At 67.9% G+C, this 26,597-nt stretch carries 27 protein-coding genes; 13 read left to right on the forward strand and 14 right to left on the reverse strand.

Translation table 11 applies throughout. The annotated features are described in order from the left end of the window. Positions 1-10: 10 nt before the first annotated feature. Positions 11-352, reverse strand: coding sequence for a VOC family protein (locus ACIG5A_RS13385; protein WP_397240430.1), 342 nt, complete (start codon positions 350-352; stop codon positions 11-13). Between the two features lie 101 nt (positions 353-453). Here ACIG5A_RS13385 and ACIG5A_RS13390 point away from each other — a divergent pair, with 101 nt between their 5' ends. The 5 genes from ACIG5A_RS13390 to ACIG5A_RS13410 all read left to right on the forward strand — a co-directional run bounded on the left by ACIG5A_RS13390 (position 454) and on the right by ACIG5A_RS13410 (position 4,337). After that, complete coding sequence (locus ACIG5A_RS13390) at positions 454-1,314, forward strand: sigma-70 family RNA polymerase sigma factor (RefSeq protein WP_397240431.1); 861 nt, start codon at positions 454-456, stop codon at positions 1,312-1,314. 94 nt (positions 1,315-1,408) lie between these two features. Further along, a complete protein-coding gene (locus tag ACIG5A_RS13395) occupies positions 1,409-1,870 on the forward strand; it encodes a DoxX family protein (RefSeq protein ID WP_397240432.1) in 462 nt (153 codons plus the stop codon). Between the two features lie 162 nt (positions 1,871-2,032). After that, complete coding sequence (locus ACIG5A_RS13400) at positions 2,033-2,464, forward strand: TY-Chap domain-containing protein (RefSeq protein WP_397240433.1); 432 nt, start codon at positions 2,033-2,035, stop codon at positions 2,462-2,464. 55 nt (positions 2,465-2,519) lie between these two features. Further along, positions 2,520-3,254 (forward strand): DUF4191 domain-containing protein, encoded by a 735-nt coding sequence (locus tag ACIG5A_RS13405; RefSeq protein ID WP_397240434.1) that lies wholly within the window; start codon positions 2,520-2,522, stop codon positions 3,252-3,254. Between the two features lie 216 nt (positions 3,255-3,470). After that, on the forward strand, positions 3,471-4,337 hold the full coding sequence (locus ACIG5A_RS13410; RefSeq protein ID WP_397240435.1) for an alpha/beta fold hydrolase: 867 nt from the start codon (positions 3,471-3,473) through the stop codon (positions 4,335-4,337). Positions 4,338-4,339: 2 nt separating this feature from the next. On the opposite strand, the gene ACIG5A_RS13415 is transcribed toward ACIG5A_RS13410, so the two are convergent. Both ACIG5A_RS13415 and ACIG5A_RS13420 read right to left on the reverse strand, forming a co-directional pair. Further along, a complete protein-coding gene (locus ACIG5A_RS13415; RefSeq protein ID WP_397240436.1) occupies positions 4,340-4,726 on the reverse strand; it encodes a YrdB family protein in 387 nt (128 codons plus the stop codon). A gap of 102 nt (positions 4,727-4,828) precedes the next feature. Beyond that, the gene (locus tag ACIG5A_RS13420) at positions 4,829-6,727 is read right to left on the reverse strand and encodes a glycoside hydrolase (RefSeq protein WP_397240437.1); all 1,899 of its coding nucleotides are present in this window, start codon (positions 6,725-6,727) and stop codon (positions 4,829-4,831) included. A gap of 73 nt (positions 6,728-6,800) precedes the next feature. Between ACIG5A_RS13420 and ACIG5A_RS13425 the strand changes: the two genes are divergently transcribed. Continuing rightward, the gene (locus ACIG5A_RS13425; RefSeq protein ID WP_397240438.1) at positions 6,801-7,097 is read left to right on the forward strand and encodes a hypothetical protein; all 297 of its coding nucleotides are present in this window, start codon (positions 6,801-6,803) and stop codon (positions 7,095-7,097) included. A gap of 289 nt (positions 7,098-7,386) precedes the next feature. On the opposite strand, the gene ACIG5A_RS13430 is transcribed toward ACIG5A_RS13425, so the two are convergent. The 3 genes from ACIG5A_RS13430 to ACIG5A_RS13440 all read right to left on the reverse strand — a co-directional run bounded on the left by ACIG5A_RS13430 (position 7,387) and on the right by ACIG5A_RS13440 (position 10,259). After that, on the reverse strand, positions 7,387-8,706 hold the full coding sequence (locus ACIG5A_RS13430) for an ATP-binding protein (RefSeq protein WP_397240439.1): 1,320 nt from the start codon (positions 8,704-8,706) through the stop codon (positions 7,387-7,389). A 295-nt stretch (positions 8,707-9,001) separates the two neighbouring features. Continuing rightward, a complete protein-coding gene (locus ACIG5A_RS13435; protein WP_397240440.1) occupies positions 9,002-9,676 on the reverse strand; it encodes a response regulator transcription factor in 675 nt (224 codons plus the stop codon). Positions 9,677-9,728: 52 nt separating this feature from the next. Then, complete coding sequence (locus ACIG5A_RS13440; protein ID WP_397240441.1) at positions 9,729-10,259, reverse strand: RDD family protein; 531 nt, start codon at positions 10,257-10,259, stop codon at positions 9,729-9,731. A gap of 251 nt (positions 10,260-10,510) precedes the next feature. On the opposite strand from ACIG5A_RS13440, the gene glnA reads away from it, so the two are divergent. The 5 genes from glnA to ACIG5A_RS13465 all read left to right on the forward strand — a co-directional run bounded on the left by glnA (position 10,511) and on the right by ACIG5A_RS13465 (position 14,498). Further along, positions 10,511-11,947 carry a type I glutamate--ammonia ligase gene (gene glnA / locus ACIG5A_RS13445; protein WP_397240442.1) on the forward strand — a complete coding sequence of 479 codons (1,437 nt, stop codon included), beginning with the start codon at positions 10,511-10,513 and terminating at the stop codon, positions 11,945-11,947. Between the two features lie 68 nt (positions 11,948-12,015). Beyond that, positions 12,016-13,125, forward strand: coding sequence for a hypothetical protein (locus tag ACIG5A_RS13450; protein WP_397240443.1), 1,110 nt, complete (start codon positions 12,016-12,018; stop codon positions 13,123-13,125). Positions 13,126-13,287: 162 nt separating this feature from the next. After that, entirely contained in the window at positions 13,288-13,566 is a 279-nt protein-coding gene (locus ACIG5A_RS13455) for a hypothetical protein (protein ID WP_397240444.1), read from the forward strand. Positions 13,567-13,654: 88 nt separating this feature from the next. Beyond that, positions 13,655-14,065 (forward strand): hypothetical protein, encoded by a 411-nt coding sequence (locus ACIG5A_RS13460; RefSeq protein ID WP_397240621.1) that lies wholly within the window; start codon positions 13,655-13,657, stop codon positions 14,063-14,065. A 22-nt stretch (positions 14,066-14,087) separates the two neighbouring features. Further along, positions 14,088-14,498 (forward strand): RidA family protein, encoded by a 411-nt coding sequence (locus ACIG5A_RS13465; RefSeq protein ID WP_397240445.1) that lies wholly within the window; start codon positions 14,088-14,090, stop codon positions 14,496-14,498. A gap of 1 nt (position 14,499) precedes the next feature. Here the strand turns inward: ACIG5A_RS13465 and ACIG5A_RS13470 are convergent, their stop codons facing one another. Continuing rightward, positions 14,500-16,188: a protein kinase gene (locus tag ACIG5A_RS13470; protein ID WP_397240446.1), complete on the reverse strand. Its 1,689-nt coding sequence runs from the start codon at positions 16,186-16,188 to the stop codon at positions 14,500-14,502. Between the two features lie 180 nt (positions 16,189-16,368). On the opposite strand from ACIG5A_RS13470, the gene ACIG5A_RS13475 reads away from it, so the two are divergent. After that, on the forward strand, positions 16,369-17,262 hold the full coding sequence (locus ACIG5A_RS13475; RefSeq protein WP_397240447.1) for a tyrosine-protein phosphatase: 894 nt from the start codon (positions 16,369-16,371) through the stop codon (positions 17,260-17,262). Positions 17,263-17,295: 33 nt separating this feature from the next. Here ACIG5A_RS13475 and ACIG5A_RS13480 read toward each other — a convergent pair whose 3' ends face one another. From ACIG5A_RS13480 to sucB, 6 genes are all read right to left on the reverse strand, one after another. After that, positions 17,296-19,476: an elongation factor G-like protein EF-G2 gene (locus ACIG5A_RS13480; RefSeq protein ID WP_397240448.1), complete on the reverse strand. Its 2,181-nt coding sequence runs from the start codon at positions 19,474-19,476 to the stop codon at positions 17,296-17,298. 148 nt (positions 19,477-19,624) lie between these two features. Then, positions 19,625-20,641, reverse strand: a complete 1,017-nt coding sequence (gene lipA, locus ACIG5A_RS13485) for a lipoyl synthase (RefSeq protein ID WP_397240449.1) — start codon at positions 20,639-20,641, stop codon at positions 19,625-19,627. A gap of 21 nt (positions 20,642-20,662) precedes the next feature. Then, positions 20,663-21,433: a lipoyl(octanoyl) transferase LipB gene (gene lipB / locus ACIG5A_RS13490; protein ID WP_397240450.1), complete on the reverse strand. Its 771-nt coding sequence runs from the start codon at positions 21,431-21,433 to the stop codon at positions 20,663-20,665. 144 nt (positions 21,434-21,577) lie between these two features. Further along, positions 21,578-22,087 (reverse strand): GNAT family N-acetyltransferase, encoded by a 510-nt coding sequence (locus tag ACIG5A_RS13495; RefSeq protein WP_397240451.1) that lies wholly within the window; start codon positions 22,085-22,087, stop codon positions 21,578-21,580. Beyond that, complete coding sequence (locus ACIG5A_RS13500; RefSeq protein ID WP_397240452.1) at positions 22,084-22,992, reverse strand: TIGR01777 family oxidoreductase; 909 nt, start codon at positions 22,990-22,992, stop codon at positions 22,084-22,086. Before ACIG5A_RS13500 ends, ACIG5A_RS13495 begins: the two co-directional genes overlap by 4 nt. Positions 22,993-23,010: 18 nt before the next feature. Beyond that, entirely contained in the window at positions 23,011-24,771 is a 1,761-nt protein-coding gene (gene sucB, locus ACIG5A_RS13505) for a 2-oxoglutarate dehydrogenase, E2 component, dihydrolipoamide succinyltransferase (protein ID WP_397240453.1), read from the reverse strand. Between the two features lie 260 nt (positions 24,772-25,031). Between sucB and ACIG5A_RS13510 the strand changes: the two genes are divergently transcribed. Then, a complete protein-coding gene (locus tag ACIG5A_RS13510; RefSeq protein ID WP_397240454.1) occupies positions 25,032-25,391 on the forward strand; it encodes an oxidoreductase in 360 nt (119 codons plus the stop codon). 127 nt (positions 25,392-25,518) lie between these two features. On the opposite strand, the gene ACIG5A_RS13515 is transcribed toward ACIG5A_RS13510, so the two are convergent. After that, entirely contained in the window at positions 25,519-26,592 is a 1,074-nt protein-coding gene (locus ACIG5A_RS13515; RefSeq protein ID WP_397240455.1) for a CSLREA domain-containing protein, read from the reverse strand. Between the last annotated feature and the right edge of the window lie 5 nt (positions 26,593-26,597).

Consider the following 26,597-nt stretch of genomic DNA (forward strand, 5'->3'; position numbering starts at 1 on the left):
AGCGGCGCGACTAGGGCTGCAGCAGGCCGATGACGTTGCCGTCGGTGTCCTTGACGGTGGCGATGAGCTTGCCGCCGCCCACGTCGCGCGGGTTGTCCTGCACCTCGGCGCCCGCTTCGACGAGTGCGTCGATGTGCTTGGCGATGTCCTCGACGTGCCAGTAGCCGATCGGCGCGGTCATTCCCTTCTTGCCGCCATTGGGGTCCAGGCCGATGTCCTGGCCCGCGATCCGGTAACCGACGTAGTACTCGGTGTCCGCGGTCGGTTCGGCGCCGAACAGCGCTCCGTACAGCGCCTTCGCCTTGACCAGGTCGGTGACGGGGTACACGATGGTCTTCAATCCCGCTGTCATGATTCGCTCCTTGTTCGCTGTGTCGGTCTGGTTCGGTAACTCAGCTCCGGTGTCCCTCCGGTTCCGTGTACTTGACCGGCCCGAACGGGAGGATGTGACAGATGGACGAGAAATTTCTCGCCGAGCGCTTCGAGGAATACCGCACGCACCTGCTCGCGGTGGCCTACCGGATTCTCGGCTCGGGTAGCGAAGCCGATGACGCGCTGCAGGAGGCGTGGCTGCGGTTGAGCCGCTCCGACGCGGACGCCATCGACAATCTCGGCGGCTGGCTGACCACGGCGGTGGCGCGGATCTGCCTGAACATGCTGCAGTCGCGCAAGACCCGCCGCGAGGAACCGCTCGACGCGCACGAGGCCGCCGAGCACGAACCCGCCGAGCCGGTGGCGGGCCCGGAATACGAGGCGGTACTCGGCGATTCGATCGGGCTCGCGCTGCTTGTCGTGCTCGATACGCTCGCGCCGCCGGAGCGGCTCGCCTTCGTGCTGCACGACATGTTCGCGGTGCCCTTCGTCGAGATCGCCCCGGTGGTGGGCAAGACACCCGCCGCGGCACGGCAATTGGCGAGCCGGGCCAGGCGGCGGGTGCAGGGCGCGCGCGCCACGGTGGACCGCGACCGGCAGCGCGAGGTGGTCGACGCCTTCCTCGCCGCCTCGCGCGGGGGCGAATTCGAGGCGCTGCTCACGCTGCTCGATCCGGAGGTGGTGCTGCGGGTCGACGGTGCCGCCATGTTGACCGGGGCCACCGCCGCCCTCGGCGCGAAGGCGGTGGCGGACACGTTCTCCGGCCGTGCCAAGGCGGCGCGGCTCGCGCTCGTCGACGGCCGGGCGGGCGCGATCTGGGCGGCGGGGGGCGCCACCAGGGTGGTCTTCGATTTCACCGTCGCGGGCGGCCGGATCGTCGCCATCGACCTGCTCGCCGACGCCGAGACGATCGAGCAGATGGAGCTGGAGCTCCAGGGCTGAGCCCGGCCGCGCTGTCACACCCCTCCTGTGCCACCGGTCATGGCTGTGACGGCGCGGCATCCGGTCGCGCCGGGTGACCGAGGCAGGGAGAGCCATGAAGTACAGCGCGAAAACGATCGGATATTGGATCAGTACGGCTTCGGTGGTGTTCGTACTCGCCACCGGAGGTGTCGCGGATCTGCTGCATCGCGCGGGCACCGCGGGCGGTATGACCGAACTGGGCTATCCGACCTATGTGATGACCATCCTCGGATTCTGGAAAGTGCTCGGCGCTATGGCAATTGCCGCACCGCGCTTTCCGCTGGTGAAGGAATGGGCTTATGCGGGTGCGTTTTTCGATCTGACCGGTGGGCTCGCCTCGCATATCGCGCACGGGTCGGCGTGGAATCACCTGCTGTACACGAGTTTGTTCGCGGTGGCCGTTGTGGTGTCGTGGGCGCTGCGCCCGGATAATCGCAGGCTCGGGGTCGCGGTGTTCCGCGGCTACGGCCGGGTGCCCGAACTGGAATCGGTTGCGCAGGTCAGGGTGTCGCCGCCACTGCACGCCGCCGCGTGAGTGCGGTCCGCCGCGTATCGAATCGGCCCGTCGCGCGATTGCGCGGCGGGTCATTCCTTTTCGCTATCCGAAGCCTCGAATCTACGCGCCGTCCAACATATTTCGGTGGCCTGTGCGCCGTGTCGGCGTATGATCGGGCCAGTGCGAGTGCCCGGGGGAAGTATGAGTGAGCCGGTGACCGCGAACTGGGATCAGTTCGTGCAGGCGCTGGCGCAATGCCTCGAGGAGCTACCCAGCCGGGCGACGGTGGTCATCGCGGCGCCCGGCAATCGTTATGTCCAATTCGTCCAATTCGATATCCGATTGTCCGCCGAACTCGCGGGCAACCACTACCTGATGCAGCCCATTCCGCCCGATGCCGAGCGGGCGCTGCGCGATCTCGGCTGGCGGGAGCCGGTGCTGCGCCGCGATGCCGACAACTGGACGCGCACACTGCTCTGGCCCATCTCGCACGACGGCCTCGTCGCCTTCGCCCGTTCGGTGGCCGTCGGCCTGCGCGACGCGCTCGGCGTGCGCACACCGGTGGAGCTGCGGGCGATGGGCTGGACCGAGGCCTCGGGTGAGCTGGATCTCACCGTCCTCGGTTTGAATTGATCCGAACCCGACGCCGCCGGTCCGCCGTCCGACCTCGCTCACTATCCTGAGAGACATGGCAGCAGGTAAGCCCACCAAGGAAGCGAAGGCCGCCGCGAAGGCGGCCCGCAAGCAGCAGTCGAAAGAACGCCGTCAGCAACTCTGGCAGGCGTTCCAGATGCAGCGCAAGGAAGACAAGCTGCTGCTGCCGCTGATGATCGGCGCCGTGGTCGGCATCACCGCCGTATTCGTCGTGATCGGCCTGCTCGTCGGGCTGTCGTGGTTCCTGTTGCCGCTGGGCATTCTGCTCGGCGTGCTCGTCGCGTTCATAATTTTCGGCCGCCGGGTGCAGAAGAACGTCTACACCAAGGCCGAGGGCCAGGCGGGCGCGGGCGCGTGGGTGCTGGACAACCTGCAGGGCAAGTGGCGGGTCACCAATGGCATCGCCGCGACCACCCAGCTGGACGCGGTGCACCGGGTGATCGGCCTGCCCGGCATCATCCTGGTCGGCGAGGGCAATCCGCAGCGGCTGAAATCGCTGCTGGCGCAGGAGAAGAAGCGCACCGCGCGGCTGATCGGCGATACCCCGATCTACGACGTGGTCGTCGGCAACGACGAGGGCCAGGTCCCGCTGAAGGAACTGCAGCGCTACCTGACCAAGCTGCCCCGCAATATCGACACCAAGCGGATGGACCTGATCGAGGGCAGGCTCGCGGCGCTGAGTTCGCGCAGCGGTCCCGCGCTGCCGAAGGGGCCGATGCCCGCGGGCGCCAAGATGCGCGGCGTGCAGCGCACCATCCGCAGGCGCTGACCCTCCTGCCATACCTCTTTCGAGGCCCGCATCCCAGTTGATGGGATGCGGGCCTTCGTTTTGTCCAGGCGTTGTTCCTGGTCATGGGCCGATCCGGCGGTGTGGGCGCGGGTTTCGCGAAAAAAGTTCATCGGTGTGGGAAGAAATCGGCCACCTCTAACCTTTAAAGTGATGATGACCAGTTAGATGATCGGCAGATACTTCAAGGAGCGAGCGATGACCGACGTGCGACACCACACCGTGCAGATCCAGGGCCAGTCCGTGTTCTATCGGGAGGCGGGCGATCCGGCGAACCCGACACTCGTACTGCTGCACGGATTCCCGACCAGCTCGGCGATGTTCCGCAACCTGCTGCGCGATCTCGGCGACCGCTACCACCTGATCGCGCCCGATCACATCGGCTTCGGGCAGTCCGCCATGCCGTCGCTGACCGAATTCGAGTACAGCTTCGACAAACTCACCGAGATCACCCAGGAACTGCTCGACACGCTCGGGATCGAGCGCTTCGCCCTCTACATCCAGGACTACGGCGCCCCCATCGGCCTGCGCATCGCGTCACGGAATCCGGAGCGCGTCACCGCGATCATCACGCAGAGCGGCAACGCCTACATGGAGGGCTTCACGCCGTTCTGGGAGCTGCTGTTCGCCCATGCCAAGGATCGGGCGGCCAATGAGGCGAAGGCGCGCGAGTTGCTGACGGCCGACGCGACGAAATGGCAGTACCTGCACGGTGTTCCGGCCGATCGGCAGGCGCTGGTCAGCCCGGACACCTGGACCCTGGATCAGGCGTACCTGGATCGGCCCGGCAACAAGGAGATTCAGCTGCAGCTGTTCTCCGACTACCAGTACAACCTGGACCACTACCCGGCATTCCAGAAGTACTTCGCCGAACACCGCCCGCCCGTGCTGATCGCCTGGGGTGAGCACGACGAGATCTTCGGCGCCGACGGCGCCCGCGCCTACCTGCGCGACCTGCCCGACGCCGAACTGCACCTGCTCGACGCGGGCCACTTCGCGCTGGAATCGCACGGTGCGGAGATCGCGGCACTGATCCGCGAGTTCCTCGGCCGTGTACTGGGCTGAGTTCAGGGCTGGCCGGATCTCCCGGTGGTCAGCAGCCAGGAGATCCGGTCGTAGGCCAGTGCGTGATAGACCACCAGCGCGGCCGCGAGCGCCAGCGACCACCGAGGCAGCTGGGCCAGCCACAATGCGAGCGCCCCGCCGCCGAACACCGCGAGCTCGACCAGCAGTCGGATCGGGCCCGCCACCGCGACCGGCGATTCGCCGCTACGGCTCGGATCGCCGGGAACGGTGAACACGCCCCACAGCGCCATCGCCGCGATCGGCAACACCACCACGAGCACATAGCGCCAGGGCGAATCGAACGCCCGCCAGCCGTAGACCCCGAAGGAACCCCACGCGAGGAGTTCCAGAACGAACCGGACGGCCAGCATGACCGGATTCAGCGACACCGCCGGAGCGTAGCCCGGAATTCGCGGCGAGGCGCGCCGAGACAATCGCGGGCCCCGCTGCCTGAATTCCGGCGGCGCCGCGCACCGATTCCGCCGCGGGAGCTAGGGGCAGAGCGTGCCGCCGACCGAGGCGGTGACACAGCCGGGTTGGACGCCCTCGGCGGGCTTGTCGCCGAAGTTGGCTGTCACCACCAGTTTTCCGTCGCCGAAGGTGGTGCGCTGGACGAGGTGGTCCGGGGTGAGCCAACGGAAGTCGGTCATCGGGGCGGTGCCAGCGGCCGACTGCAAGGTGCGGAAGTAGGCCTGTAGCTTCGCCATTCGCGGGCCCTGCTCGGCGATGGTCTGCGCGTTGAGGGTGTAGTTGAGCGGGGTGTTGTAGAGCATGGCGAGCAGGGCGCGGGAGTGCTGTTCGGCGGGCAGCTTGTTGAACGGCAGCTCCCAGCGGTCGGTGCTCACCACCGAGTCGTGCAGCACGGTCTCGTACAGCGGCACACGGTATTTCGGGTCGAACATCGCGGTGTGCAGTGCGGCGGGCAGCTCGACCGGTTTGAAGAAGACGCCGGGGCCGTTGGCGCCCGCGTAGGTGCCCCAGACCTGGCGATCCTTCTCCAGCTTCCACAGCCCGTTCGCGGTCGGCGTACTCGAACCGTGGCTGTAGGTGACCGCGCCCGCGGCCCAGGAGGATACGGATTCCGAGCCGAGCACCAGATGCTGTGCGACAGCGAGCATCCGGTCCATCCGGTGCTGCCGGTCCTGGAACTGGGTCATCGGGTGGTCCGGGCTGAAGTCGTCGAAGGTTTCGCCGGTGGCGTCGACATCGAGGAAGTAGCTGTTGGCGCCGTTGCGGGTGTTCGCGTCGACTCGCGAGGTCATCATCTCGCGATGTTCGGCGAGATACTGTGAGCTCAGGTAGCAGCCGCGACCGGCGAAACCGGTTTCCGGGCGGCCGTTTTCGTCGTGTACACAGCCGTCCGGCCATGCTGTGCCTGGCCAGCGCGAGGCCGGGTTGTCGACCTCGCCCGCCGGATTCTGTGCGTTGTCGAAGGTGTCGTAGGGCCCGACGAGATATCCGGCGTCGATGGCGGTTTCGACCGCCTCGGGCGTCATCGGGTGCTCATCGGCGTCGTAGCCGAGCCACATGTTCGTCAGGCCGAGCTCGCGCAATTTCTTCATCGCTTCGGGGCTGCGTCCGTCGCCCCACAGGTAGGCGTGGAAGGCGCCGATCAGCTTGCGCGCCTGCGGGTTCGCCGCGAACTTCTGCTCCAGGGTGGTCAGCTTGCCCTCTTGCTCGAGCAGCCGCCGATAGTCCTTGGCGGCCGCGACGGGCGAGCCATCGGTGAGCGCGAAGGTGACGGTGTACTGCTGAGTGCCTCGGTCGGGCCGGAACTCGTGTGTCGATGTCGTGCGCAGGCGGCCGTCGACCGAGGCGAAGGTCAGCGTGGTGCCGATATCGGTCGGCACCAGATAGCTCGCGCCTGTCGACCCGGCGCTGTAGCCCCAGAACGGCATCGACAGGTCCTGCACGCGCATCCCGTCCTCGCCGAGGAGGCCACCGTCGGCACCGTTCCAAAACTTATCCGCCACCGGGATATTCAGCCCCTCACCACGCGGAAGCTGGAGATCTGCCGCGCCGGCACCGGTCACCGGCCAGGCAAGCTTCTCGTCCCGAGTGCCGTTGATATCCACCGTCAACCGGCCGTTCCTGGCGGCGGCGGTGACATCCAGTCCCCGCGCCGGATAGGACCAATGCGCACCGGACTTGTCCACGCGCACCGCCCCCGGCGCACCCAATCCGCCCGCGGCGGCCGACAACTCGACCTGCCCGGCACGCACCGCGAGATCGGCCACACTGATCTCCGCCGTACCGCCGTCGACGGGCACCTCCACCGTGCCCCCGTCGACCCGCACCGTCGCCGTCGCCGGCGCGCTCCCCGCATGACAGCCACTCGCGCTGAGCGCGACCACTGTGACGACGGCGCTCGTCCATACGATTCGTCTCATGCCCGCACGCTAGAAGCCGAACGTTAGCGAAAAATCAGAGCCGAAGAGGGGCGGGGTCGTCGAGGATGGATTGATGGCGGGTGTGCGGTTCGTGCGGCGGGTGGACGGTATGACCTACGAGTTCGTTCGTGATGGTGAGGTGGATGGGTTTCCGTCCTACCGGCGGGTCGACCTCGATATCTGGTGTCGGCGGCTGCCCGATTTCGGGTGGGTGGTGTGCGATGAGGACGGTGTGGTGTCGAGTCGCCCGTTCGATGACGCGGGTCAGGGCGATGTCCCGCCGGAGGGAGTGTGGGTGACCTTCAAGGGCGATCGGTCGTATGTGTACGACCTGGTGCGCTTCGACGCTCCGGCAGTGCCGGGGGCCTAGCGGAGTGGCAGCGGCGGCGGGCAAGGAGGAGAGCGCCTTGGGATCCAACCGCCGAGTCCTCGAGCGATGTGGGTTCGACTGGGAACGCGTCGGTGTCGATCTCGGTGAGGTGGGCGCGGGTGGTTCGTCGGTAAATAGGGAGTTGTGATCGGTCAGCGGCGGTGGGGAGGTGGAGGGTGGGTAAGGCGCCGTCGTTCGGCGATGTGGGTTGGGCTCAGCACGGGTAGGTGTCGAGCTCGGCGAGGTAGCGGGCGCGCGAGGGTTCGTCGGTGCCGGGAGCCGTGACCGGTCAGTCGCTGGTGGGGAGGTGGAGGGTGAGGATCGCGCCGCCGTCGGGGGCGTTGGCCGCGGTGAGGGTGGCGTGGTGGGCGTTGGCGATCTGCTGGGCCATGGCGAGGCCGAGGCCGGAGCCCGCGGTGGCGCGGTTGGCGGGAGAGCGGTAGAAGCGCTCGAAAACCCTTGGCAGGTCTCGCGGATCGATGCCGGGGCCGTGGTCGCGGACGCGAAGGGTGTTGCCGGACAGGGTGATCTCGACCCGGCCGCCCCGCGGGCTGAACGCGGCCGCGTTGTCGACCAGGTTGGCGATCAGTTTCGCCAGCCGGGCCGGGTTGCCGTCGAAAGAGTACGGCGTTGTCCGGCAGTCGAATTCGATCTCCGGCCAGTGGGCACGCGCGGTGTCGGCGACGGCGTGCGCGATGCGATCCAGCGCGACGGGCTCGGTGGCCGAGGTCGGTTCCGCCCCCCGGGCCAGGTCGACGATATCGTCGATGAGGGCGCGCATGTTCTCGGTGCTGCGGGCCAGCCCCGCCCGGACGCGCACGCGCTGCTCGTCGCTGAGCCGATCGCCGCGGGCCAGCAGCTCCGCATTGGCGATGATGCCGGTCAGCGGCGTGCGCAGCTCGTGCGAGGCGTCCGAAACCAGCCGCTTCTGCGATTCGATGGAATCGTCGAGCTCGCGCAGCATGCTGTTGATCGACGCGCCGAGCGTCGCCAGCTCATCGGAGCCCGCTTCGGACACCCTGCGCTTCGGATCCCGTTGCGCGGCAACCGACTCGGCCTCGCGCGAGAGCGCGGCGACCGGCCGCAGCGAATACCGCGCCACGGCGTAACCCAGCACCGCGGCCGCCCCGATTCCGGCCGCGCACAGCGCGACGAGCAGCCGCTTGATCCGCTCCAGCGCCCTGATCTGCTGATCGGATCGCACCGCGACGAGTAGCGCACCGCCTTTCGGCAGCGGCGTCACATACATCCGCCCCTCGGTACCCGCGAGCTCGATATCGATGAACCCGGGCCCGTGCCGCCCCTCGAGCACCTCGGTGACGACCCCTGGCGTCGGCAGCACCGACGACCGATCGCCCGCCTTGCGCAACACCTCATAACAGGCAGGCGACGACAGATACGCGCACTCACCACCGATCCCGGGATCCTGACCACTCGCGATCCGCAACTGCAACGCCGTAGCCTCCCGCACCAACCCGAGATCCAGACTGCGATAAACCTCCCGCGACGAGATCCAATACGCCCCCGCCGCACACAGCACCACCACCCCGGCCACCGCCACCGAGGCGGCCACCGCCATCCGCGTCCTGATCCGCAACCGCCGGTTCACGCGGCTCCGCCCCGGATATGCGGCTGGTGTGAGCTCTGCCGCGCACTGAGCTCGCCGCCGCGCACGAACTTTCGCCGCAGAACGTGCGCGGCGCTGAAATCGTTGCGCTGCAATGAGTTTCGGGCACGTATCCGATCGGTGAAGCTGAACGTGGTGCGCCGAGCAACAGTCGCCGCCCCTGTCCTGATTCGCGGCTGATGTGAGGCCTGTCGCGCACCGAACTCACCGCCGCGCACGGGTTTCGACCGAAGAAGACGCACGACGGTGGAATCGGTGTGCGGCAGTGCTGCTGGCGTCATGGGAGTTCCAGGCGGTAGCCGACGCTGCGGACGGTGTGGATGATCCTTGGGGCGCCTTCGGTTTCGAGTTTGGTGCGGAGGTAGTTGATGTAGACGGCGAGGGAATTGGATTGGGGGCCGAAGTCGTGGCCCCAGACGCGGTCGATGATCACCTCGCGGGTCAGCGTCAGACCGGCGTTGGCGACCAGCAGTTCCAGGAGGGCGAATTCGGTCTGGGTGAAATCGATGGTGCGGCCGGACCAGGTGCCGCGCCGGGATTCGGGGTCCAGGGTCAACGCGCCGAGCTGGACCGGGGGCGCGTCGAGCGCCGCGCGGCGTAGCAGGGCGCGCACGCGGGCGCTGAGTTCATCGATATCGAACGGTTTCGGCAGGTAGTCGTCGGCGCCCGCATCGAGCCCGGCGATCCGGTCGCCGACCTCGCCGCGCGCGGTGAGCACCAGGATCGGAATCCGGTCACCCTGCTCGCGCAGCAGCCGGCAGACGGTGAGCCCGTCGACGCCGGGCATCATCACATCGATCACCATCGCGTCGAAGACGTTGTCCGCCAACGCGGACAACGCGGCCGTGCCGTCGGCCACCGCGCGGACCGCATGCCCATCCGACTCGAGAGTGGCGGCCACCGCCTCGCGCACCGAGGAATCGTCGTCGACGACGAGTATCACCGGCGGCACCGCAGGCCTGCGTGACTCGGTTGGTCCGCCCGCTCAGCCGTTCGGCGGTAACTCAGCGGGAACGCACCAGGGCGGTGCCGGTGGCGCGGTCGTGCATGCCGCGGCCGTCGGCGTCGGTGAACAGGGCGGGGACCACGAAGACCAGGAGCACCTGGCGGGCCAGCGCGCGGACGAAACCGACACCGCCGGTGGAGTCGATGCGGATCACCCGCAGGCGCAGGAAGTACTGGCCCGGGGTGAAGCCGAACAGCGTCACCGTCACCAGGCCGATCACGAACCAGGACAGCCAGGTCGGGGTGGCCAGCGCGCTTGTCACCACCTCGAAGTTCGACGGCCGCTGCTGGCCTGCGGGAATGGTCATCCCGGCGAGGATGCGTTGCGGGTCGGGACGCACGATCAGCGCGGCGATACCCATCGCGAGGATCCAGTCCACGAACAGCGCCGCGATCCGGCGCATCATGCCGACCAGTGCGCCGACGCCTTCGCGCGGCAGGCCGAGTAGCTCGCCGGGATAGTCGGGCGTCGCCGGATCGGCAGGGTCGGGCGTCGGTCCGGAGAGCCAGGATCCCGTGCTGCGTGCCATGGCCACCACTTTATGCGGGGGCGATGGCGCCGCAGGCACCGCGTAAGGGGACTTCGCGTCGTTGCCTGCCTGGGCGGGTGGCAGGATTAGCATGCTCTTCGAGCCCGAGTGGTCATCACCACCCGGTCAGCCGCACGTGTAACACTGGCGAAACACAGCCTTGACTGCGGGGAAACTTCGCGTCCATAGCGTCTGGACGCGACGAACCCATGCAATCAACACGGCTGGGAACCGATCCGTAAGGAGAACAAGTGACGTTCAGCACGGCCGAAGAGGTCATCAAGCACATCAAAGAAGAGGAGATCGAGTACGTCGATATCCGCTTCAGCGATCTTCCGGGTGTGCAGCAGCACTTCTCGATCCCGGCGAAGGCTTTCACCGCTGACCTCGCCGAGGAGGGTCTAGCCTTCGACGGTTCCTCCGTGCGCGGCTTCCAGTCGATCGACGAGTCGGACATGCTGCTGCTGCCGGACTTCGGCACCGCGCGCATCGACCCGTTCCGTGCCGCCAAGACGCTGAACCTGAACTTCTTCGTGCACGACCCGTTCACCCGTGAGGCCTACAGCCGCGACCCGCGTAACGTCGCGCGCAAGGCGGAGGAGTACCTGAAGAGCACCGGCATCGCCGACACCGCCTACTTCGGTGCCGAGGCCGAGTTCTACATCTTCGACTCGATCCGCTACGACTCGGCGATGAACGGCGCGTTCTACGAGATCGACTCGATCTCCGGTTCCTGGAACACCGGCGCCGAGTACAACGCCGACGGCACCCCGAACCGCGGCTACAAGGTGCGCAACAAGGGTGGTTACTTCCCCGTCGCGCCGTACGACCACTACGTCGACCTGCGCGACAAGATCTCGACCAACCTGCAGAACGCGGGCTTCGAGCTCGAGCGCGGCCACCACGAGGTCGGCACCGCCGGCCAGGCCGAGATCAACTACAAGTTCGGCACCCTGCTGGGCGCGGCCGACGACCTGCAGCTGTTCAAGTACATCGTGAAGAACACCGCGTGGCAGGAAGGCAAGACCGTCACGTTCATGCCGAAGCCGCTCTTCGGTGACAACGGCTCGGGCATGCACGTGCACCAGTCGCTGTGGAAGGACGGCAAGCCGCTGTTCCACGACGAGGCCGGTTACGCGGGCCTGTCGGATCTGGCGCGCCACTACATCGCGGGCATCCTGCACCACGCCCCGTCGCTGCTCGCGTTCACCAACCCGACCGTGAACTCCTACCACCGTCTGGTTCCGGGCTACGAGGCCCCGATCAACCTGGTGTACTCGCAGCGCAACCGCTCCGCCGCGGTGCGCATCCCGGTCACCGGCAACAACCCGAAGGCCAAGCGCATCGAGTTCCGCGCGCCGGACTCCTCGGGCAACCCGTACCTGGCCTTCGCCGCCATGATGATGGCGGGCCTGGACGGCATCAAGCGCAAGCTCGAGCCGCTGGCCCCGGTCGACAAGGACCTCTACGAGCTCCCGCCGGAGGAGGCCAAGAACATCCCGCAGGCCCCCACCTCGCTGGCGTCGGTGATCGACCGCCTCGAGCAGGATCACGACTACCTGCTCGAAGGCAATGTCTTCACCTCCGACCTGATCGAGACCTGGATCGACATCAAGCGCACCCAGGAAATCGCCCCGGTCAACCTGCGCCCGCACCCGTACGAGTTCGAGCTGTACTTCGACGTCTAAGTCGGCGACAGTGAATACACTGCAGCCCGTGCCGTTTGTCGGCACGGGCTGCAGTGTTCTAGGGGGGAATGATGGATTTCGAGAAACAGCCTGGTGCGCAAGAGGATTCGCCCGGTGGATGTCTCGCCGCGGCGATCCGTATTCCGGTGCGGATCGTCGCGCTGGTGTTCGTGGTGCCGATCCGGCTGGTGTGGGATGCGCTCGTCGCGGTCGGACGCCGGCTGCGGGACTCGGTCCTGTTGCCGTTCGGCCGCGGGCTCAGGTGGCTCGGGCATGTGCTGTTAGTCGTTCCGGCCCAATGGTTTTGGCGTCATGTGGTGACGCCGCTCGGACGTCTTGCCGCACAGGCGATTCGGGCGCTGGGGAGTGCGCTCGGATGGTTGTACCGCTCGGTGCTCACGCCGGTCGGGCGGGCGATCGCGTGGGTGGTGAAAGGTATCGCGATGGTGTTCGGCGCCATCGGGTATCTGATGTACCGGGCGCTGTCCTGGTTACTGCGGTATCTGGTCGTCGTGCCCGCGCGCTGGCTGTGGCGGCACGTCTTGATGCCGATCCGCGCCTGGCTGGCCTGGCTGGCTCGGCAGATCTCGATCGGACTCGCCTGGTGCTATCGGGCACTGGCCTGGGTGGCCCGGTGGATCCAGGTCGGACTCGTCTGGTGCTACCGGGCGCTGGCCTGGCTGGTGTACTACTTCGTTGTCGTACCCGCACAATGGGTTTGGCGCACCGCGCTGATCCCCCTGGGAACGGCGATAGCCTGGGCGTTCCGTCAACTCGGTGCCGCGCTCTTCTGGTTGTTCGCAGCGATCGCCTGGCTGCTGCGGAACATCGTTGTCCGCCCGGCCCTATGGATCTACCACCGCGTGATCGTCCCCGTGGCCCGCGCGATCGCCGACGCCGTCGCCTACGCATGGCGCGTCGCTGGGCACCTATCCCGCGCGATAGGCCGCTTCCTAGCCGCCCTCGCCCGCTGGCTCATCATCCGCCCCGCCCGCTGGCTCTACCGAACAACCCTCACCCCGCTGGGCCACTTCCTCCGTGACACCCTCTGGCGCCCCACCGCCACCCTCGCCGCCCAAATCCGCACCACCACCCGCCAAGCCCTCACCACTGCCCGCACCACCATCCGCCAAACCCGGAAAGACATCCGCCACACCCTCTTCGGCCCACCCCGCTGACCAACGCCCGCCTGCGGTCGCAGGGAACAAGATCATCAGGAACTGAGGTAACTGTTGTGCGAGAGGCGAGTTGCGTGAGTTCCTGATGATCTTGTGGATGGCGCGCAGACTGGTGGGGTGCGGTGGGTTCGCAGTTATTACGCAGATGAGGACGTCTGGCTGATGTTCGAGATCGGTGACGACGGGTGGGTGTGTCGGCAGGTCGATCTGCAGGGGCCGGAGTTACGGCCGGTGACGGCTGCGGCGCTCGATGAGGTGATGTTCGCGCGGGACAACGAGGGTATCGCGGCGGTTCAAGCGTACGAGCGTAAGTACGGTGTGGTGACGGACGGCAATACAGCGGACTGGGATCCTGGGCCCGACGCGCTCACCCAGGTCACCGCGGCGGAATTCGAGCGGGCGTGGGTACACGCTCGTCGCGCTATCGAAGGAAGCAACTGAGCTTCGAAACGAAGTGGGTGGGGGGAGCGACATACGGGTTGGTTTCGTCCGACGAATTCGATCGAGAGGAGTTGAGCCCTTGAAGATGATGCGTGTTGTGGCTGGGGTTGTGCTTGCCGCCGCGGCGGTGGCGGTGGTTCCGGGGGTGGCGTCGGCGGATGATCCAGAGTTTCCGCGCAATGGGGTCGTGCCGCCGGGGACGTATCGGATCACGCGGAATCCGTCGAATGTGGTCGGGTCGCCGGTCGAGAACTGTGATCTGCAGGTGTTCGTGGACGGGCGGACGGTGGTGCTGGTGTGCGGGGGATCCAGTCGGAGCGGGCGGCAGGCGCCGGTGGGGCCGGACGAGACCTATGCGACGTTCGATGGGCTACCGTACGGGCTCGACCTACGCGATATCGACCCGCGTCAAGGGCTGTGGTCGGGGACGCTGAATATCCCGGGGACGCCGATTCTCGCGCCGTATCCGCTGGCCGGTATTTCACTGTTCCGGCGGTGACCTCCCGGACTAGCCTTCGGTCATGGCGATCAATGACAGGTTCTCCGAAATCCCTGATGTCGCTCCGGGTTTCGGCTATTCGCATGCGGTGACCACGTCCGGGCGGCTGGCGTTCGTCTCGGGGCAGGTCGCGGTGGACGTCGACGGCAAGCTGGTCGGGCCGGGCGATTTGGCCGCGCAGACCAGGCAGGCGCTGATCAATATGCAGAATGTCTTGCGGGCGTTGAAGGCTGATTGGGCCGACGTCGTGAAATTCACCTGGTTCGTGACCGATGTCGAGCAGGTGCAGGTGATCCGGGACGTACGTGACGAATTCCTGCGGCCCGCACTCGGTGAGCTGCCGAACCCGGCCAGCTCGCTGGTGCGGGTGGCGGGTCTGTTCAAGCCGGAGTTCCTGATCGAGGTGGAAGCCGTGGTGGCACTGGGCGAGTGAGTCAGCGGTGCGGGCTCTCCACGCGGGTCGATAGCGGAGCCGCGCGCCACCAGTCGAGTTGGGTAGCGGTGCGGCCCGCGGGGGATTCGCAGTACATCAGGAATTCGGTGCCGCCGGAGTTGCTGGGGAACCTGGTCAGCATCCGGGCGGCCGGGTAGACGCCGGGCGGATACTTGTCCTCGGTGAACTGGTACATGGAGTAGGGGCGGTCGCCGTGCAGGCCTTGGACGGCGACGGTGAGCGGTAGCCGATTCAGCACCTCGAGCACCTGCGCCGCCGAAGGGTAGGCGAACAGTGCGTAGGCGATAACCGGGATCTGGGTGATGCCTTCGTAGTCGGTGGGATAGCTGCAATACCAAGCCCCGGTCCAGCCCGCGAACCCGGGATCATCCAGCGGCGCCAGATACCGATTCACCGTCGCATCAACGCAATACGCCCGGTTGTACCCTTCCCCGGAGTGCGGAACGTGCGGCAGCATCGCCGGAAATGTCTGCGTAATCTCTTGAATCGCAGCCAGATCAGGTGGTGTGGGAATCGGCCGCGCCACGGAACTCGCCCCAACGGTGGGCGCGGAATCGCCGGGGATCAAGGCCGCGAACCCGGCGAGCGCGATCCCGACCGCGACAATCACTGCGAGAACTCCTCGCCGCACCCACCGAGGCTCGGCGCCGACGAGATTCGCACCGGTGGTGGCGTCGGCGCCGGGGGCCGATGGCGGGGCGTCGGAGATCGGGGTGCGAGTGGTAGGGACGCTGGTGGCCGGGGTGCTCGGTCTTCGTGGGTTGGCTGCCGGGGCGTCGGCAACCTGAGAAGGAGTTGCGGCGGCATCGCTCTTCGGCGCGTTGGGCGGGTCGTCGGTGGGGTGGGTGTGCGGTAGTTCGGGTGTTCGGGGGTGGGACGGGGTCAATGCGGCGGCGGCCGCTGCGGCGAATTGGGTGCAGGAGGCGTAGCGGTCGTCGGGGTTCTTCGCCAGTGCTGTGCCGAGTACTTCGTTCAGCGCGGCGGGGAGGTCGGGGCGGAGGGTGGTGGCGAGGCGGGGGTGGGCGTCGAGGCCGTGGAAGGGCAGTGCGCCGGTGAGGAGTTGAAAGAGGGTGCAGGCCAAGGAGTATTGGTCCGAACGCGGGTCGATCGGGCCGCTGTTCAACTGTTCGGGGGAGGCGTAGCCGAGGGTAGCGAGGACGGTGCCGGTCCGGGTCAGTCGGGTGGGGTCGTCGAGCAGCCGGGCGATGCCGAAATCGGTCAGCAGCACCCCTGGGCGTTGCTCCGGTGTCGCGCGGGCCAGCAGGATATTCGACGGTTTCACGTCGCGGTGCAGTACGCCCGCTCCGTGCGCGTAGTCGAGTGCCTCGGCGGTTTCGGTGATGATCCGCAGCGCGCTGCCGGAGACGAAGGTGCCCGAGGCCGCGTTCTCGCCGTCGACGTATTGCATGGCGATCCACAGCTGTTCGTCTTCGATGCCGCGGTCGTAGACGGTGACAATATTCGGATGGTGCAGTCGCGCGGAAAGATCGGCCTCGCGCTCGAACCGCGCCCGAATCACGCTGTCGGAGCTCAACTCCCGATTGAGCAGCTTCAGCGCCGTCAACCGCGGCAGCCGGGGATGTCGCGCCAGGTACACGCCACCCATGCCGCCGAGCCCCAACTGGCGCTCGATGGCATAGCCCGCGAACACATTTCCACTGCGCAGCACTCCGGCCTCCCCGTCCTGCTCAGCCGATCATAAGCACCACACCGGCCGTTTATCGCGGTTCTCGGGTGTCCAGTGGGGATCTCGCTGGCCGCGGTGCGAGTCTCGCTGGGTGAGGCAGAAGCGGCGGGATCGCCGGGAAACCTAGCAAGCGCTTGGATGACGGTTCTACTGTCGCCCGGCATGAAGATTTCGATTGTTTCCCTGATCGGTGCGGCACTGGCGACGGTGGCGCTGACCGCGGCGTCGCCGGTGGCGTTCGCCGAACCGGATCTGGAGGTGGATTCCGTTGCGGCGGCGCGGATCGACCTGCAAGGGGCGGTGAATGTTCGTGATATCGGCGGGTATCGGACCTATGACGGTAAGAAGGTGAAGCCCGCCAAGGCCATTCGCTCCGATTCGCTGGAAAAACTCACCCCCGCCGACCTGACGAAGCTGGGTGCGCTGAACCTGAAGGCCGTGGTCGATCTGCGGACGCAGGCCGAGATCCAGTTCAGCGGGCCGGACAAACTGCCGCAGGGAGTTCCGCTGGTCTCCCGGCCGATCGACGACACCGGACTGTTCCCGCAGATGCTGCAGATCATCCAGACCAGGGATCCGCAGAAGCAGCAGGAGGCGCTGGGCAACGGCAAGGCCGAACAGATCATGGCCCGGGTCTACGGCAGCTTCCTGACCGCGGATTCCCGCGCCAAGTTCGGGCAGACGATCAAGGACATCGCGGCCACCGACAAGCCGACGCTCTACCACTGCACCGCGGGCAAGGACCGCACCGGCTGGCTCACCTACGTCATGCTGCGCGCGGTCGGCGTGCCGGAACAGACTGCGCGGCAGGACTATCTGCTGTCCAACCAGTTCCGTGCCGCGGCCGATCAGAAGCTGCGCGACGACGTCAAGCGCGCCGGGCTGATGCAGAACCCTGACCTGCTGATCCCGCTGCAGGAGGTGCGTGATGCCTATCTGGACAGCGCGATCGACAAGATGGAACAGGCATACGGCGACTTCGGCAAGTTCCTCACCGACGGCCTCGGCCTGGACGCCATGACCATCGTCAAGTTACGGAAGAACCTCGTCGGCTGAACGGAACACGGTGGGGCCGAGTGCTTCTCGGCCTCACGCGTGCTCCTTGCGCATGGCCTCGGCAAGGGGAGCGGGCATATGCTCGTGGCGCAGATAGGCGCGGGTGAAGTGCCCGGTGCCGTGCGAGAGCGAGCGCAGATCGATGGCGTAGCGGCTCAACTCCAGCTCCGGCACCTCCGCGCGGACGATGGAGCGGCCGGGCGAGGCGGGTTCGGTGCCGAGGACGCGGGCGCGGCGGCTGGACATATCGCTCATCACCGGGCCCACGTATTCGTCCGAAATCTCCACCGCCACTTCGGCGATCGGTTCCAGCAGGCTGATGCGGGCGGCGGCTGCGGCATCGCGCAGCGCGAGCGCCCCCGCGGTCTGGAAGGCGGCGTCGGAGGAGTCGACCGAGTGGGCTTTGCCGTCGAACAGGGTCACCCGGATATCCACCAGCGGATGCCCGACGATCAAGCCGCGCGCCGCCTGGGCGCGCACGCCCTTCTCCACCGACGGAATGAACTGGCGCGGCACCGCGCCGCCGACCACCTTGTCCACGAATTCGATACCCGACCCGCCGGGCAGCGGCTCGACCTCGATCTCACAGATCGCGTACTGGCCGTGCCCGCCGGACTGCTTGACATGCCTGCCGCGCGCGGATGCCTTGGAGGCGAAGGTTTCCCGCAGCGCGACCCGATGATCCACCACATCGACCTGCACGCCGTAGCGGGTGCGCAGCCGCTCCAGCGCGACGTCGCGATGCGCCTCGCCGAGACACCACAGCACCAGCTGATGGGTCTGCGTGTTCTGCTCCAGCCGCACCGTCGGATCCTCGGCGACCAGTCGGTTCAGGCCCTGGGAGAGCTTGTCCTCGTCGGCCTTGCTGTGCGCCTTGATGGCGACGGGCAGCAGCGGATCCGGCATCGCCCACGGTTCGATCAGCAGCGGCGTCGCCTTGGCCGAGACGGTGTCGCCGGTTTCGGCGTGGCCGAGCTTGGTGACGCAGGCGATATCGCCCGCGATGGCCTGGCCGAGCGGGCGCTGCTGTTTGCCGAAGGGCAGGCTGATGGAGCCGACGCGCTCGTCGATATCGTGACCGGATTCGGGACGGTCGGCGCCGTGACCGCAGACGTGCACGGTTTCGTCGGGGTGCAGCGTGCCGGAGAAGACGCGGATCAGCGATACCCGTCCGACGTACGGATCCGACATCGTCCTGATCACCTCCGCCGCAAGGGGTCCGGCGGGATCGCAGGTGAGCGGTGTCGCGGTGGCGCCGTCAACGGTGTGCGCCATGGGCACGGGATGTTCTGTGGGCGTGGGGAATCCGCCGGTGATGAGCTCGAGCAGTTCGACGGTGCCGAGGCCCTGTTTGGCGCCGTCGGCGGCGGGTGCGGCGATGAGCACGGGGTGGAAGCTGCCACGCGCCACGGCCCGTTCGAGGTCGGAAACCAAAGTGGCGTGGTCGATATCGTCGCCGGCGAGGTAGCGCTCCATCAGGGTTTCGTCTTCGCTCTCGGCGATGATGCCCTCGATGAGACGGTCGCGTGCCCCGGTTTCCATCTCGCCGTCGGCGGTGGTGCGTTCACCCGTGGAGTAGTCGTAGGTGTGCTGTCCGAGCAGATCGACCAGTCCGGTCACCATGCGCTGCCCGTCGCGGCCCTTGGCCCCGTACACCGGAAGGTGCAGGGGCAGCATACTTTCCGCGGAGTCGGCACCGAGGACGGTCCGGCAGGTTTCGGTGGCCTCGTCGAAATCGGCCTGCGAGGTCTCCAGGTGGGTGATCACGATGGCCCTTGGCATGCCGAGGCGCGCGCATTCCTGCCACAGCACATGTGTTGCGCCGCCGACGGTTTCGGCGGCCTCGGTGGCCGAGACGACGAACAGCGCGGCGTCCGCGGCGCGCAGGCCCGCACGCAGCTCGCCGACGAAATCGGCGTATCCGGGGGTATCCAGCAGATTTATCTTGATGCCGTCCCAGCTCAGCGGGACCACCGACAGCTGAACCGACCGGCGCTGGCGATGTTCGATCTCGTCGTAGTCCGATACCGAGGTGCCGTCCTCGACCCGCCCTGCCCGATTCACCGCCCCCGTGGCCAGCGCCAACGCCTCGACCAGCGTCGTCTTCCCCGATCCGCTCGGCCCGACCAGGACGACATTGCGGATGCCCTCCGGCCGCGCCGCCGTCACTACTCTGCCGTTCACCTCTGCGGGTGCACTCGTCCTGTCGACCATGTGATCAGCTCCAGCTAGACACCTGCCGTACTTCGAGCTTCCCACCAACATTCACCCGCCGCACACGCTTCGCTCGAGATGATCGTGCGCACGCTCGAACGAAACGAGCCCCCGCACGCCTGGTGCGGGGGCTCGTTCCGAAGGGCGATCAGTTGCCGAAGCGGGCGAGGACGGCGCTGGCTTCTTGGGAGGCGGTGCCTTCCTGGGCGAGGTGGGCCATGGTGGCCGGGATTTCGCGGCCGTGGTGGGTCATGGCTTGGGCGTAGAGGCGGCCCGCGCGGTAGGAGGAGCGGACCAGGGGGCCCGCCATGACGCCGGCGAAGCCGATTTCCTCGGCGACGCGGGAGTGCTCGACGAACTCCTCCGGCTTGACCCAGCGGTCGACCGGGTGGTGGCGGGGGGAGGGGCGCAGGTACTGGGTGATGGTGAGGATGTCGCAGCCCGCCTCGTGCAGGTCGCGCATCGCCTGGGTGACCTCGTCCGGGGTCTCGCCCATGCCGAGGATCAGGTTCGACTTGGTGACCAGGCCCGCTTCGCGCGCGGCGGTCAGCACGGACAGCGAACGCTCGTAGCGGAACGCGGGGCGGATGCGCTTGAAGATGCGCGGCACCGTTTCCAGGTTGTGCGCCAACACTTCCGGGCGCGCGGAGAAGACCTCGTCCAGCTGCTCGGGCACCGCGTTGAAATCGGGGATGAGCAGTTCGACGCCGGTGTTCGGGTTGAGCTTCTTGATGGCGCGCACGGTCTCGGCGTAGAGCCAGGCGCCGCCGTCCTCCAGGTCGTCGCGGGCGACGCCGGTGATGGTCGAGTAGCGCAGGCCCATCGCCTGCACGCTCTCGGCAACCCTGCGCGGCTCGTCCCGGTCGAGTGCGGCCGGTTTGCCGGTGTCGATCTGGCAGAAGTCGCAGCGGCGGGTGCACTGCTCGCCGCCGATCAGGAAGGTGGCCTCACGGTCTTCCCAGCATTCGAAGATGTTGGGACAGCCCGCCTCCTCGCAGACCGTGTGCAGACCCTCGCGTTTGACCAGGCCCTTGAGTTCGCTGTACTCGGGTCCCATGGTCGCGCGGGTGCGAATCCAACTGGGTTTGCGCTCGATCGGGGTCTCCGCGTTGCGCGCCTCGATCCGGAGAAGTTTGCGTCCGGCCGGTGCTGAAGCTGAGGTCACTTGATCGACCTTACGCCTCCATTATTTGGCGGTGCGTACCACTCCTGCCTCCGCCTCGCCCGCGCTCGCCGCGCTCGCTCCCGCTTGTGTGACCCGCGCGATATCGTGCGCCGTCACCGGCAGCTCACCCTGCAGTGCGCGGATGATCGCGTCGGTCACGAGCGGCTTCACCTCGGCGACGGTGACCTCGCGCCCGAGCTCGCGGCTGAGCGTGGTGACGCCCGCGTCGCGGATGCCGCAGGGCACGATGGCCTGGAAACCGTCGAGCGCCGAATTGCAGTTGAGCGAAATGCCGTGCAGGGCAACGCCGCGCTGCACGCGCACGCCGATGGCGGCGATCTTGCGCTCGGAGAACAGCTCGGTGGCGGGTAGCCACACACCCGAGCGGCCCTCGACGCGGCCGCATTCCAGCCCCATCTCACTGCACACGGTGATCAGCGCTTCTTCCAGCCTGCGCACGTAATTGACCACGTCGACCGGTTCGGCGAGCCGCACGATCGGATAGCCGACCAGCTGGCCAGGCCCGTGCCAGGTGATCTTGCCGCCGCGATCCACCTCGATCACCGCGCTGCCGTCGATCGGCATGTCCTCGGCCTCGGTGCGGCGGCCCGCGGTGTAGACGCTGGGGTGCTCGAGCAGCAGCAGATGGTCGTCCCCCAGGCCCTCGGCGCGTTCGGCGGCGATCTTGCGCTGCAGATCCCATGCGGCGTGGTAGTCGATCAGTCCGAGATCCTCGACCACGATCGGGGTCGTATCGAATCGAGCGGACCAGGTGGTGCGCGTGTCGTTCACGACCTCGACGGTACGCCCAGCGGGTCCGTCTATTCCAGTGGCACGGTGTGGGGAGTGCCACAGGGTTGCCGTACATCGCATTGATCGGCGCGGGCGAATGCCGGAAGATTGCCGAATACGCTTCGGCGGCAACACCTATCGCGCTCAGCGCGCGTGCACCGGCAGGGTCGCCTGCATCAGGGTGAGGTCCATCCAGCGGCCGAATTTGTGGCCGACCTCGGGCATCTCGGCGACGATGCGGAACCCGAACCGCTCGTGCAGTGCGATCGAGGCGGCGTTGGTCGATTCGATGCCCGCGATCATCGCGTGTACCGAACCCGCGCCGCGCGCCCTGGCCAGCAGTTCGGTCAGCAACGCGGTGGCCACCCCGCGCCGATGGAACCGCTCGTCGACGTACACCGAATTCTCCACGGTGTAGCGGTATCCGGCCTTCGGCCGCCACGGACCGTAGCTGGCGTATCCGGCGACCTCGCCCTCGATATCGGCGACGAGCACCGGCATCCCCGCCGTGGTACGCGCGGCGAACCAGGCCTGCCGCTCCTCGATGCCGACCTGTTCGAGATCCCAGATCGCCGTGGAGGTGGCGATATTCGCGTTGTGGATCGCCAAGATGGCGGGGAGGTCTGCTTCGTTCGCGTCGCGAATGTCGATCATCGGGCTGCTCCGCTTCGACCGAGCGTCGCGGCCAGCGCGGCGCCGATGGTCGGATGGTGGAATTGGTAGCCCGCTTCTTCGAGGGCCGTCGGAATTGCTCGGGGCCCGTGCAGGATCGCCTCCTGCGCGAACTCGCCGACGAGCGCGCGCAACGCGAACGCGGGCACGACGAGCGGTGCGGGCCGGTGCATCGCGCGGGCCAGCGCGCGGTTGAATTCGGCGTTGGTGACCGGCGCGGGGCCGACCGCGTTGATCGGCCCGGCCACCTTGTCGTTGCTCAGCGCGAACAGGATCGCGCCGATCTCGTCGTCCATGGAGATCCACGGGGTGTACTGGCGCCCGTTGCCGAGCCGCCCGCCGAGCCCGAGCGAATACAGCGGTTGCAACATGCCGAGCATGCCGCCCGCGCGGGACAGCACGACGGCGCTGCGCACCAGTACGACGCGGGTGCCCGCGTCGGCGGCGGGTTTGGTCGCGGCCTCCCAGTCGCGGCACATGGTCGCGAGGAAACCCGAACCGGCGGGCGAGGATTCGTCGACGACCCGGTCGCCGGTCTCGCCGCCGTAGTAGTGCACGCCGCTGGCGTTCACCAGCACCGGCACGCCCGTGGCGGCCACCGCGTCGGCGAGCACATCGGTCGGGGTGACGCGGCTGTCGCGCAGCTCCTGTTTGTAGCTGCCGTTCCAGCGGCGCCGCCCGATGCCCGCCCCGCACAGGTTGACCACCGCGTCGGCGCCGCGCAGGGCGCGCGCGTCCAGCTCGGCGCGCGCCGGATCCCAGACGAATTCGTCCGGGGCGCCGGCGGCGCGCCGCACCAGCCGGGCCACCTCGTGCCCGTCGCGGCGCAGTGCCGCGACGAGCGCCGTCCCGATCAGTCCGGACGAACCGGCGATCACGACCTTCATGGGTGGACGACCATTCCTTTACAGACCGAGATCGGCCTCGAAGGCGGCTTCCTCCAGCCGGTGCCGGATGGTGGTGAGGAACCGGCCCGCGTCGGCGCCGTCGATGAGACGGTGATCGTAGGTGAGCGGCAGGTAGCACATCGAGCGAACGCCGATGGACTCGTTGCCGGTCTCGTCGGTCACCACCACGGGACGCTTCACGATCGCCCCGGTGCCGAGCATGCCCGCCTGCGGCGGCAGCAGGATCGGGGTGTCGAACAGCGCGCCCTGGCTGCCGATATTGGTGATGGTGAAGGTGCCACCGGCCAGCTCGTCCGGCTTGAGGCCGCCGTTGCGTGCCCGGTTGGCGATATCGGCGATGGCCCGCGCCAGCCCCGCCAGCGACAGGTCACTGGCGTTGTGGATCACCGGGGAGAGCAGGCCCTGCTCGGTGTCGACGGCGATGCCGAGGTGCACCGAGGGGTGGTAGGTGATCTCCTTGGTGGTCTCGTCGTAGCTGGCGTTGACGTTCGGGTGCACGCCGAGCGCCTCGACGACCGCCTTGGCGAAGAACGGCAGGAACGTCAGGTTGACGCCCTCGCGCTCCTTGAACGCCGCCTTGGCCTGCGCGCGCAGTGCCGCGATCTTGGTGACGTCCGCCTCGTGCACCTGGGTCAGCTGCGCGGTGGTCTGCAGCGATTCCCTGGTCTTGGTCGCGGTGATCTGGCGGATGCGGCTCGCCTTCTGCACGGTGCCGCGCAGGTGCGCCAGCTGCGAGGTGGCCGCTGCCGCGGCGGCGGGCGCCGCCTTGGCCGGGGCTGCCGCCGCGGCGGGTGCCGGAGCCGGTGCCTTCTTGGCCTCGGCGGCGGCGAGCACGTCCTGCTTGCGGATACGGCCGCCGACACCGGAACCGGTGAGCGCGCCGAGGTCGACACCGTTCTCCTCGGCCAGCTTGCGGACCAGCGGCGTGACGTACGGGGTCGCGCCGTTGCCGTCCGCGGGCGCGGGGGCGGGGGCGGTGGCGACCGGAGCCGGAGCGGGCGCGGGAGCCGGGGCAGGCGCCGGGGCGGGCGCGGGTGCCGGAGCGGGCGCGGGTGCCGGAGCCTGTGCGGCCGGGGCGGGTGCCGGGGCGGCAGGTGCCGGCGCGGCCGCGGCGGGGGAGCCGCTGCCGATCACGCCGAGCTGACCGCCGACGGCGACGATGTCGTCTTCCTGCGCGGTGATCTCCAGCAGGGTGCCCGCGACCGGCGAGGGGATCTCGGTGTCGACCTTGTCGGTGGAGACCTCGAGCAGCGGCTCGTCCACCGCGACGGAGTCACCGACGGCCTTGAGCCAGCGGGTGACGGTGCCCTCGGTGACCGATTCGCCGAGTTCCGGCATCTTCACGGAGGTGCCGGAGCCGGCGGCGGGCGCGGCCGGTGCGGCGGGGGCGGGCGCGGGAGCCTGCGCGGCGGGCGCGGGTTCCGGTGCGGGCGCCGGGGTTTCGGCCACGGGGGCCGGGGCTGCGGGTGCCGGGGCGGCTGCTTCGGGCGCGGGCGCGGGGGCCGCGGCGGGGGCTTCGCCCGCATCGCCGATCACGCCGAGTTCGCCACCGACCTCGACCACATCGTCTTCCTTGGCGACGATCTTCGACAGCACACCCGCCACGGGGGACGGGATCTCGGTGTCGACCTTATCGGTGGAGACCTCGAGCAGGGGCTCGTCGACCTCGACCGTGTCTCCTTCCTGCTTCAGCCACCTGGTCACCGTTCCCTCGGTGACGCTCTCACCAAGAGCCGGCATCTGGACGGAGAAGGCCATGTCCGTTGACTCCTCTGACTGCTCGACGGGTTCTACAACAGTTGATCTCCAGCGGGTTGCCCGTCGCGGGTCGCGGCGGGAGCCCGGAAGCCACCGATCATTCTGCGCGGCACCGGAGATCTGTGTGGTTCTTGTACCGCGATCCATCCTTGCACTTGCACATGTGCGGCGTAGCACAGGGCAGCGAACTCCACTCCGGCTGGCAATATGGAAAGACCGGTAGTAAGTGTTTCGCCGGTGTCGAAAGGAGGTGGGCGCCCGTGGGGTTGCTGGATCGTTTCCGAGGCGCCGCAGCTCGGGGTGGCGGCGCACATCGCGGCGGCGGAGGTAGCTCCGAAGCCCGCTATCTCGCCGAGTGGGTGAGCACTCACGTCGGCGTGGAAGCCTACGTCGAACCGAAAACCACCGTGACCGATGTCACGGTCGTACTGATCGCCGCCGACGGTGAATGGACGCGCAGGCTGGTCGGCGAACAGGGCGCGCAACGGCTTGCCCGAGATTTGCGGATACCCGTTTACGACGTCGGCCGAACCGGATATCCACAGCGGATGCGCGACTACGACGCCCGTAAACGCCTCGAGCGGCAGCGAGACCTGGAACGCGATCTGCGCGATCTATAGCGGATCGTCATCCCGATCCGGACGATGATCCGGAGATCGCCATGGCCATCAGCCAGGTGTAGATCCGGGACAGCTGGGTAGCCCAGCCGCCCATGTTGAACGAGCCCATCGGTATCTCCTGTTCGTCTCAGCGTCCCGCGCCGGGATCGATCTCGTCGCCGCGCGCGGTCAGCTGGCAGGACGTGTCGTCGCTGGTGTTGCCGCCCGCCGAGAGGATGGTCGCGGTGACCGCCCTGCAGTTCTGGACGGCGGGCCCGACGTGGTTGTTCGTGATCCGGGTGCCGCGCAGGATCAGCCGGCCCATGCCCGGTTCGCCGGAGTCGGTGATCGTGTCGAGGTAGGCGGGCGCGATATTGATGCCGCCGCCCCCGTCGCTCGCGGTGTTGCCGGTGACTACCGAGTCGATGAACAGCACCTCGCCGACGCCGCGGATGTCGACGCCGCCGCCGCGCCCGGCGAAGCCGCCGGGCCGATACCACTTGCCCGCGTTGACGACTCGGTTGCCGGAGATCTCCGAGTTGGTGAAGGTGCAGGTGTTGTCGCAGCGCACACCGCCCGCCTCCTCGGCGTAGTTGGCGGTGACGAGGCTGTCGGTCATCGTCATGTCGGCCTGCGGGACGTTGAAGATGCCGCCGCCGTAGTGGGCGCTGTTGCCGGTGACGGTCACGTGGTCCAGGCGCAGGTTGCCCGAGTTGGCGATGCCACCGCCGCCGGTGTCGTAGAAGGGGATCTCGCGTTCGGCGGTGGCGCCGCCGGTGATCGTCAGCCCGGACAGCGAGACGGCGGCGGTGGTGAGCATGACCCGGTCGAGGCGGTTGCCGTCGATGACGGTCTGCTCCTGGCCCTCGCCGCGCACCGTGGTGTCGGCGGTGATGTCGAGATCGCCGGTGGTCGGATCGATGAGCGGGCCGTTGATGTTCAGCGGGTTGGCCGGGATGGTCAGCAGGTAGCGGCCCGCGGGCAGCACGATGGTGCTGCCGGGTCTGGCGTTGGCGGCCTGGATCGCCGCGCGGAGGGTGCATTCGCCGGTGGCGGTGCGGCATTCGCCGCTGAACGGGTGGGCCGCCTGGCCGTCGGCGGTGGTCGTCACCGTGATGACCTGGGCGGGCATGGTGCCCGGGATCCCTGGCACCGCGGCCGCGGGACCGGCTGCCGCGCAACCGAACAGCAGGGCGGCGACCGAGACGAACGTCATCCTCATCGACG

It is taken from the genome of Nocardia sp. NPDC052566 (assembly GCF_044547285.1).
Classification (GTDB): Bacteria; Actinomycetota; Actinomycetes; order Mycobacteriales; family Mycobacteriaceae; genus Nocardia.

Coding starts and splice junctions, on each gene's coding strand:
- ACIG5A_RS13405 (WP_397240434.1), top strand. CDS start 2,520: ATGGCAGCAGGTAAGCCCACCAAGGAAGCGAAGGCCGCCGCGAAGGCG.
- ACIG5A_RS13495 (WP_397240451.1), bottom strand. CDS start 22,087: ATGATCGACATTCGCGACGCGAACGAAGCAGACCTCCCCGCCATCTTG.
- sucB (WP_397240453.1), bottom strand. CDS start 24,771: ATGGCCTTCTCCGTCCAGATGCCGGCTCTTGGTGAGAGCGTCACCGAG.
- ACIG5A_RS13395 (WP_397240432.1), top strand. CDS start 1,409: ATGAAGTACAGCGCGAAAACGATCGGATATTGGATCAGTACGGCTTCG.
- ACIG5A_RS13400 (WP_397240433.1), top strand. CDS start 2,033: ATGAGTGAGCCGGTGACCGCGAACTGGGATCAGTTCGTGCAGGCGCTG.
- ACIG5A_RS13425 (WP_397240438.1), top strand. CDS start 6,801: ATGGCGGGTGTGCGGTTCGTGCGGCGGGTGGACGGTATGACCTACGAG.
- ACIG5A_RS13450 (WP_397240443.1), top strand. CDS start 12,016: ATGATGGATTTCGAGAAACAGCCTGGTGCGCAAGAGGATTCGCCCGGT.
- ACIG5A_RS13460 (WP_397240621.1), top strand. CDS start 13,655: ATGCGTGTTGTGGCTGGGGTTGTGCTTGCCGCCGCGGCGGTGGCGGTG.
- ACIG5A_RS13475 (WP_397240447.1), top strand. CDS start 16,369: ATGAAGATTTCGATTGTTTCCCTGATCGGTGCGGCACTGGCGACGGTG.
- ACIG5A_RS13385 (WP_397240430.1), bottom strand. CDS start 352: ATGACAGCGGGATTGAAGACCATCGTGTACCCCGTCACCGACCTGGTC.
- ACIG5A_RS13410 (WP_397240435.1), top strand. CDS start 3,471: ATGACCGACGTGCGACACCACACCGTGCAGATCCAGGGCCAGTCCGTG.
- ACIG5A_RS13455 (WP_397240444.1), top strand. CDS start 13,288: ATGTTCGAGATCGGTGACGACGGGTGGGTGTGTCGGCAGGTCGATCTG.
- ACIG5A_RS13515 (WP_397240455.1), bottom strand. CDS start 26,592: ATGAGGATGACGTTCGTCTCGGTCGCCGCCCTGCTGTTCGGTTGCGCG.
- ACIG5A_RS13390 (WP_397240431.1), top strand. CDS start 454: ATGGACGAGAAATTTCTCGCCGAGCGCTTCGAGGAATACCGCACGCAC.
- ACIG5A_RS13420 (WP_397240437.1), bottom strand. CDS start 6,727: ATGAGACGAATCGTATGGACGAGCGCCGTCGTCACAGTGGTCGCGCTC.
- ACIG5A_RS13500 (WP_397240452.1), bottom strand. CDS start 22,992: ATGAAGGTCGTGATCGCCGGTTCGTCCGGACTGATCGGGACGGCGCTC.
- ACIG5A_RS13465 (WP_397240445.1), top strand. CDS start 14,088: ATGGCGATCAATGACAGGTTCTCCGAAATCCCTGATGTCGCTCCGGGT.
- ACIG5A_RS13480 (WP_397240448.1), bottom strand. CDS start 19,476: ATGGTCGACAGGACGAGTGCACCCGCAGAGGTGAACGGCAGAGTAGTG.
- ACIG5A_RS13440 (WP_397240441.1), bottom strand. CDS start 10,259: ATGGCACGCAGCACGGGATCCTGGCTCTCCGGACCGACGCCCGACCCT.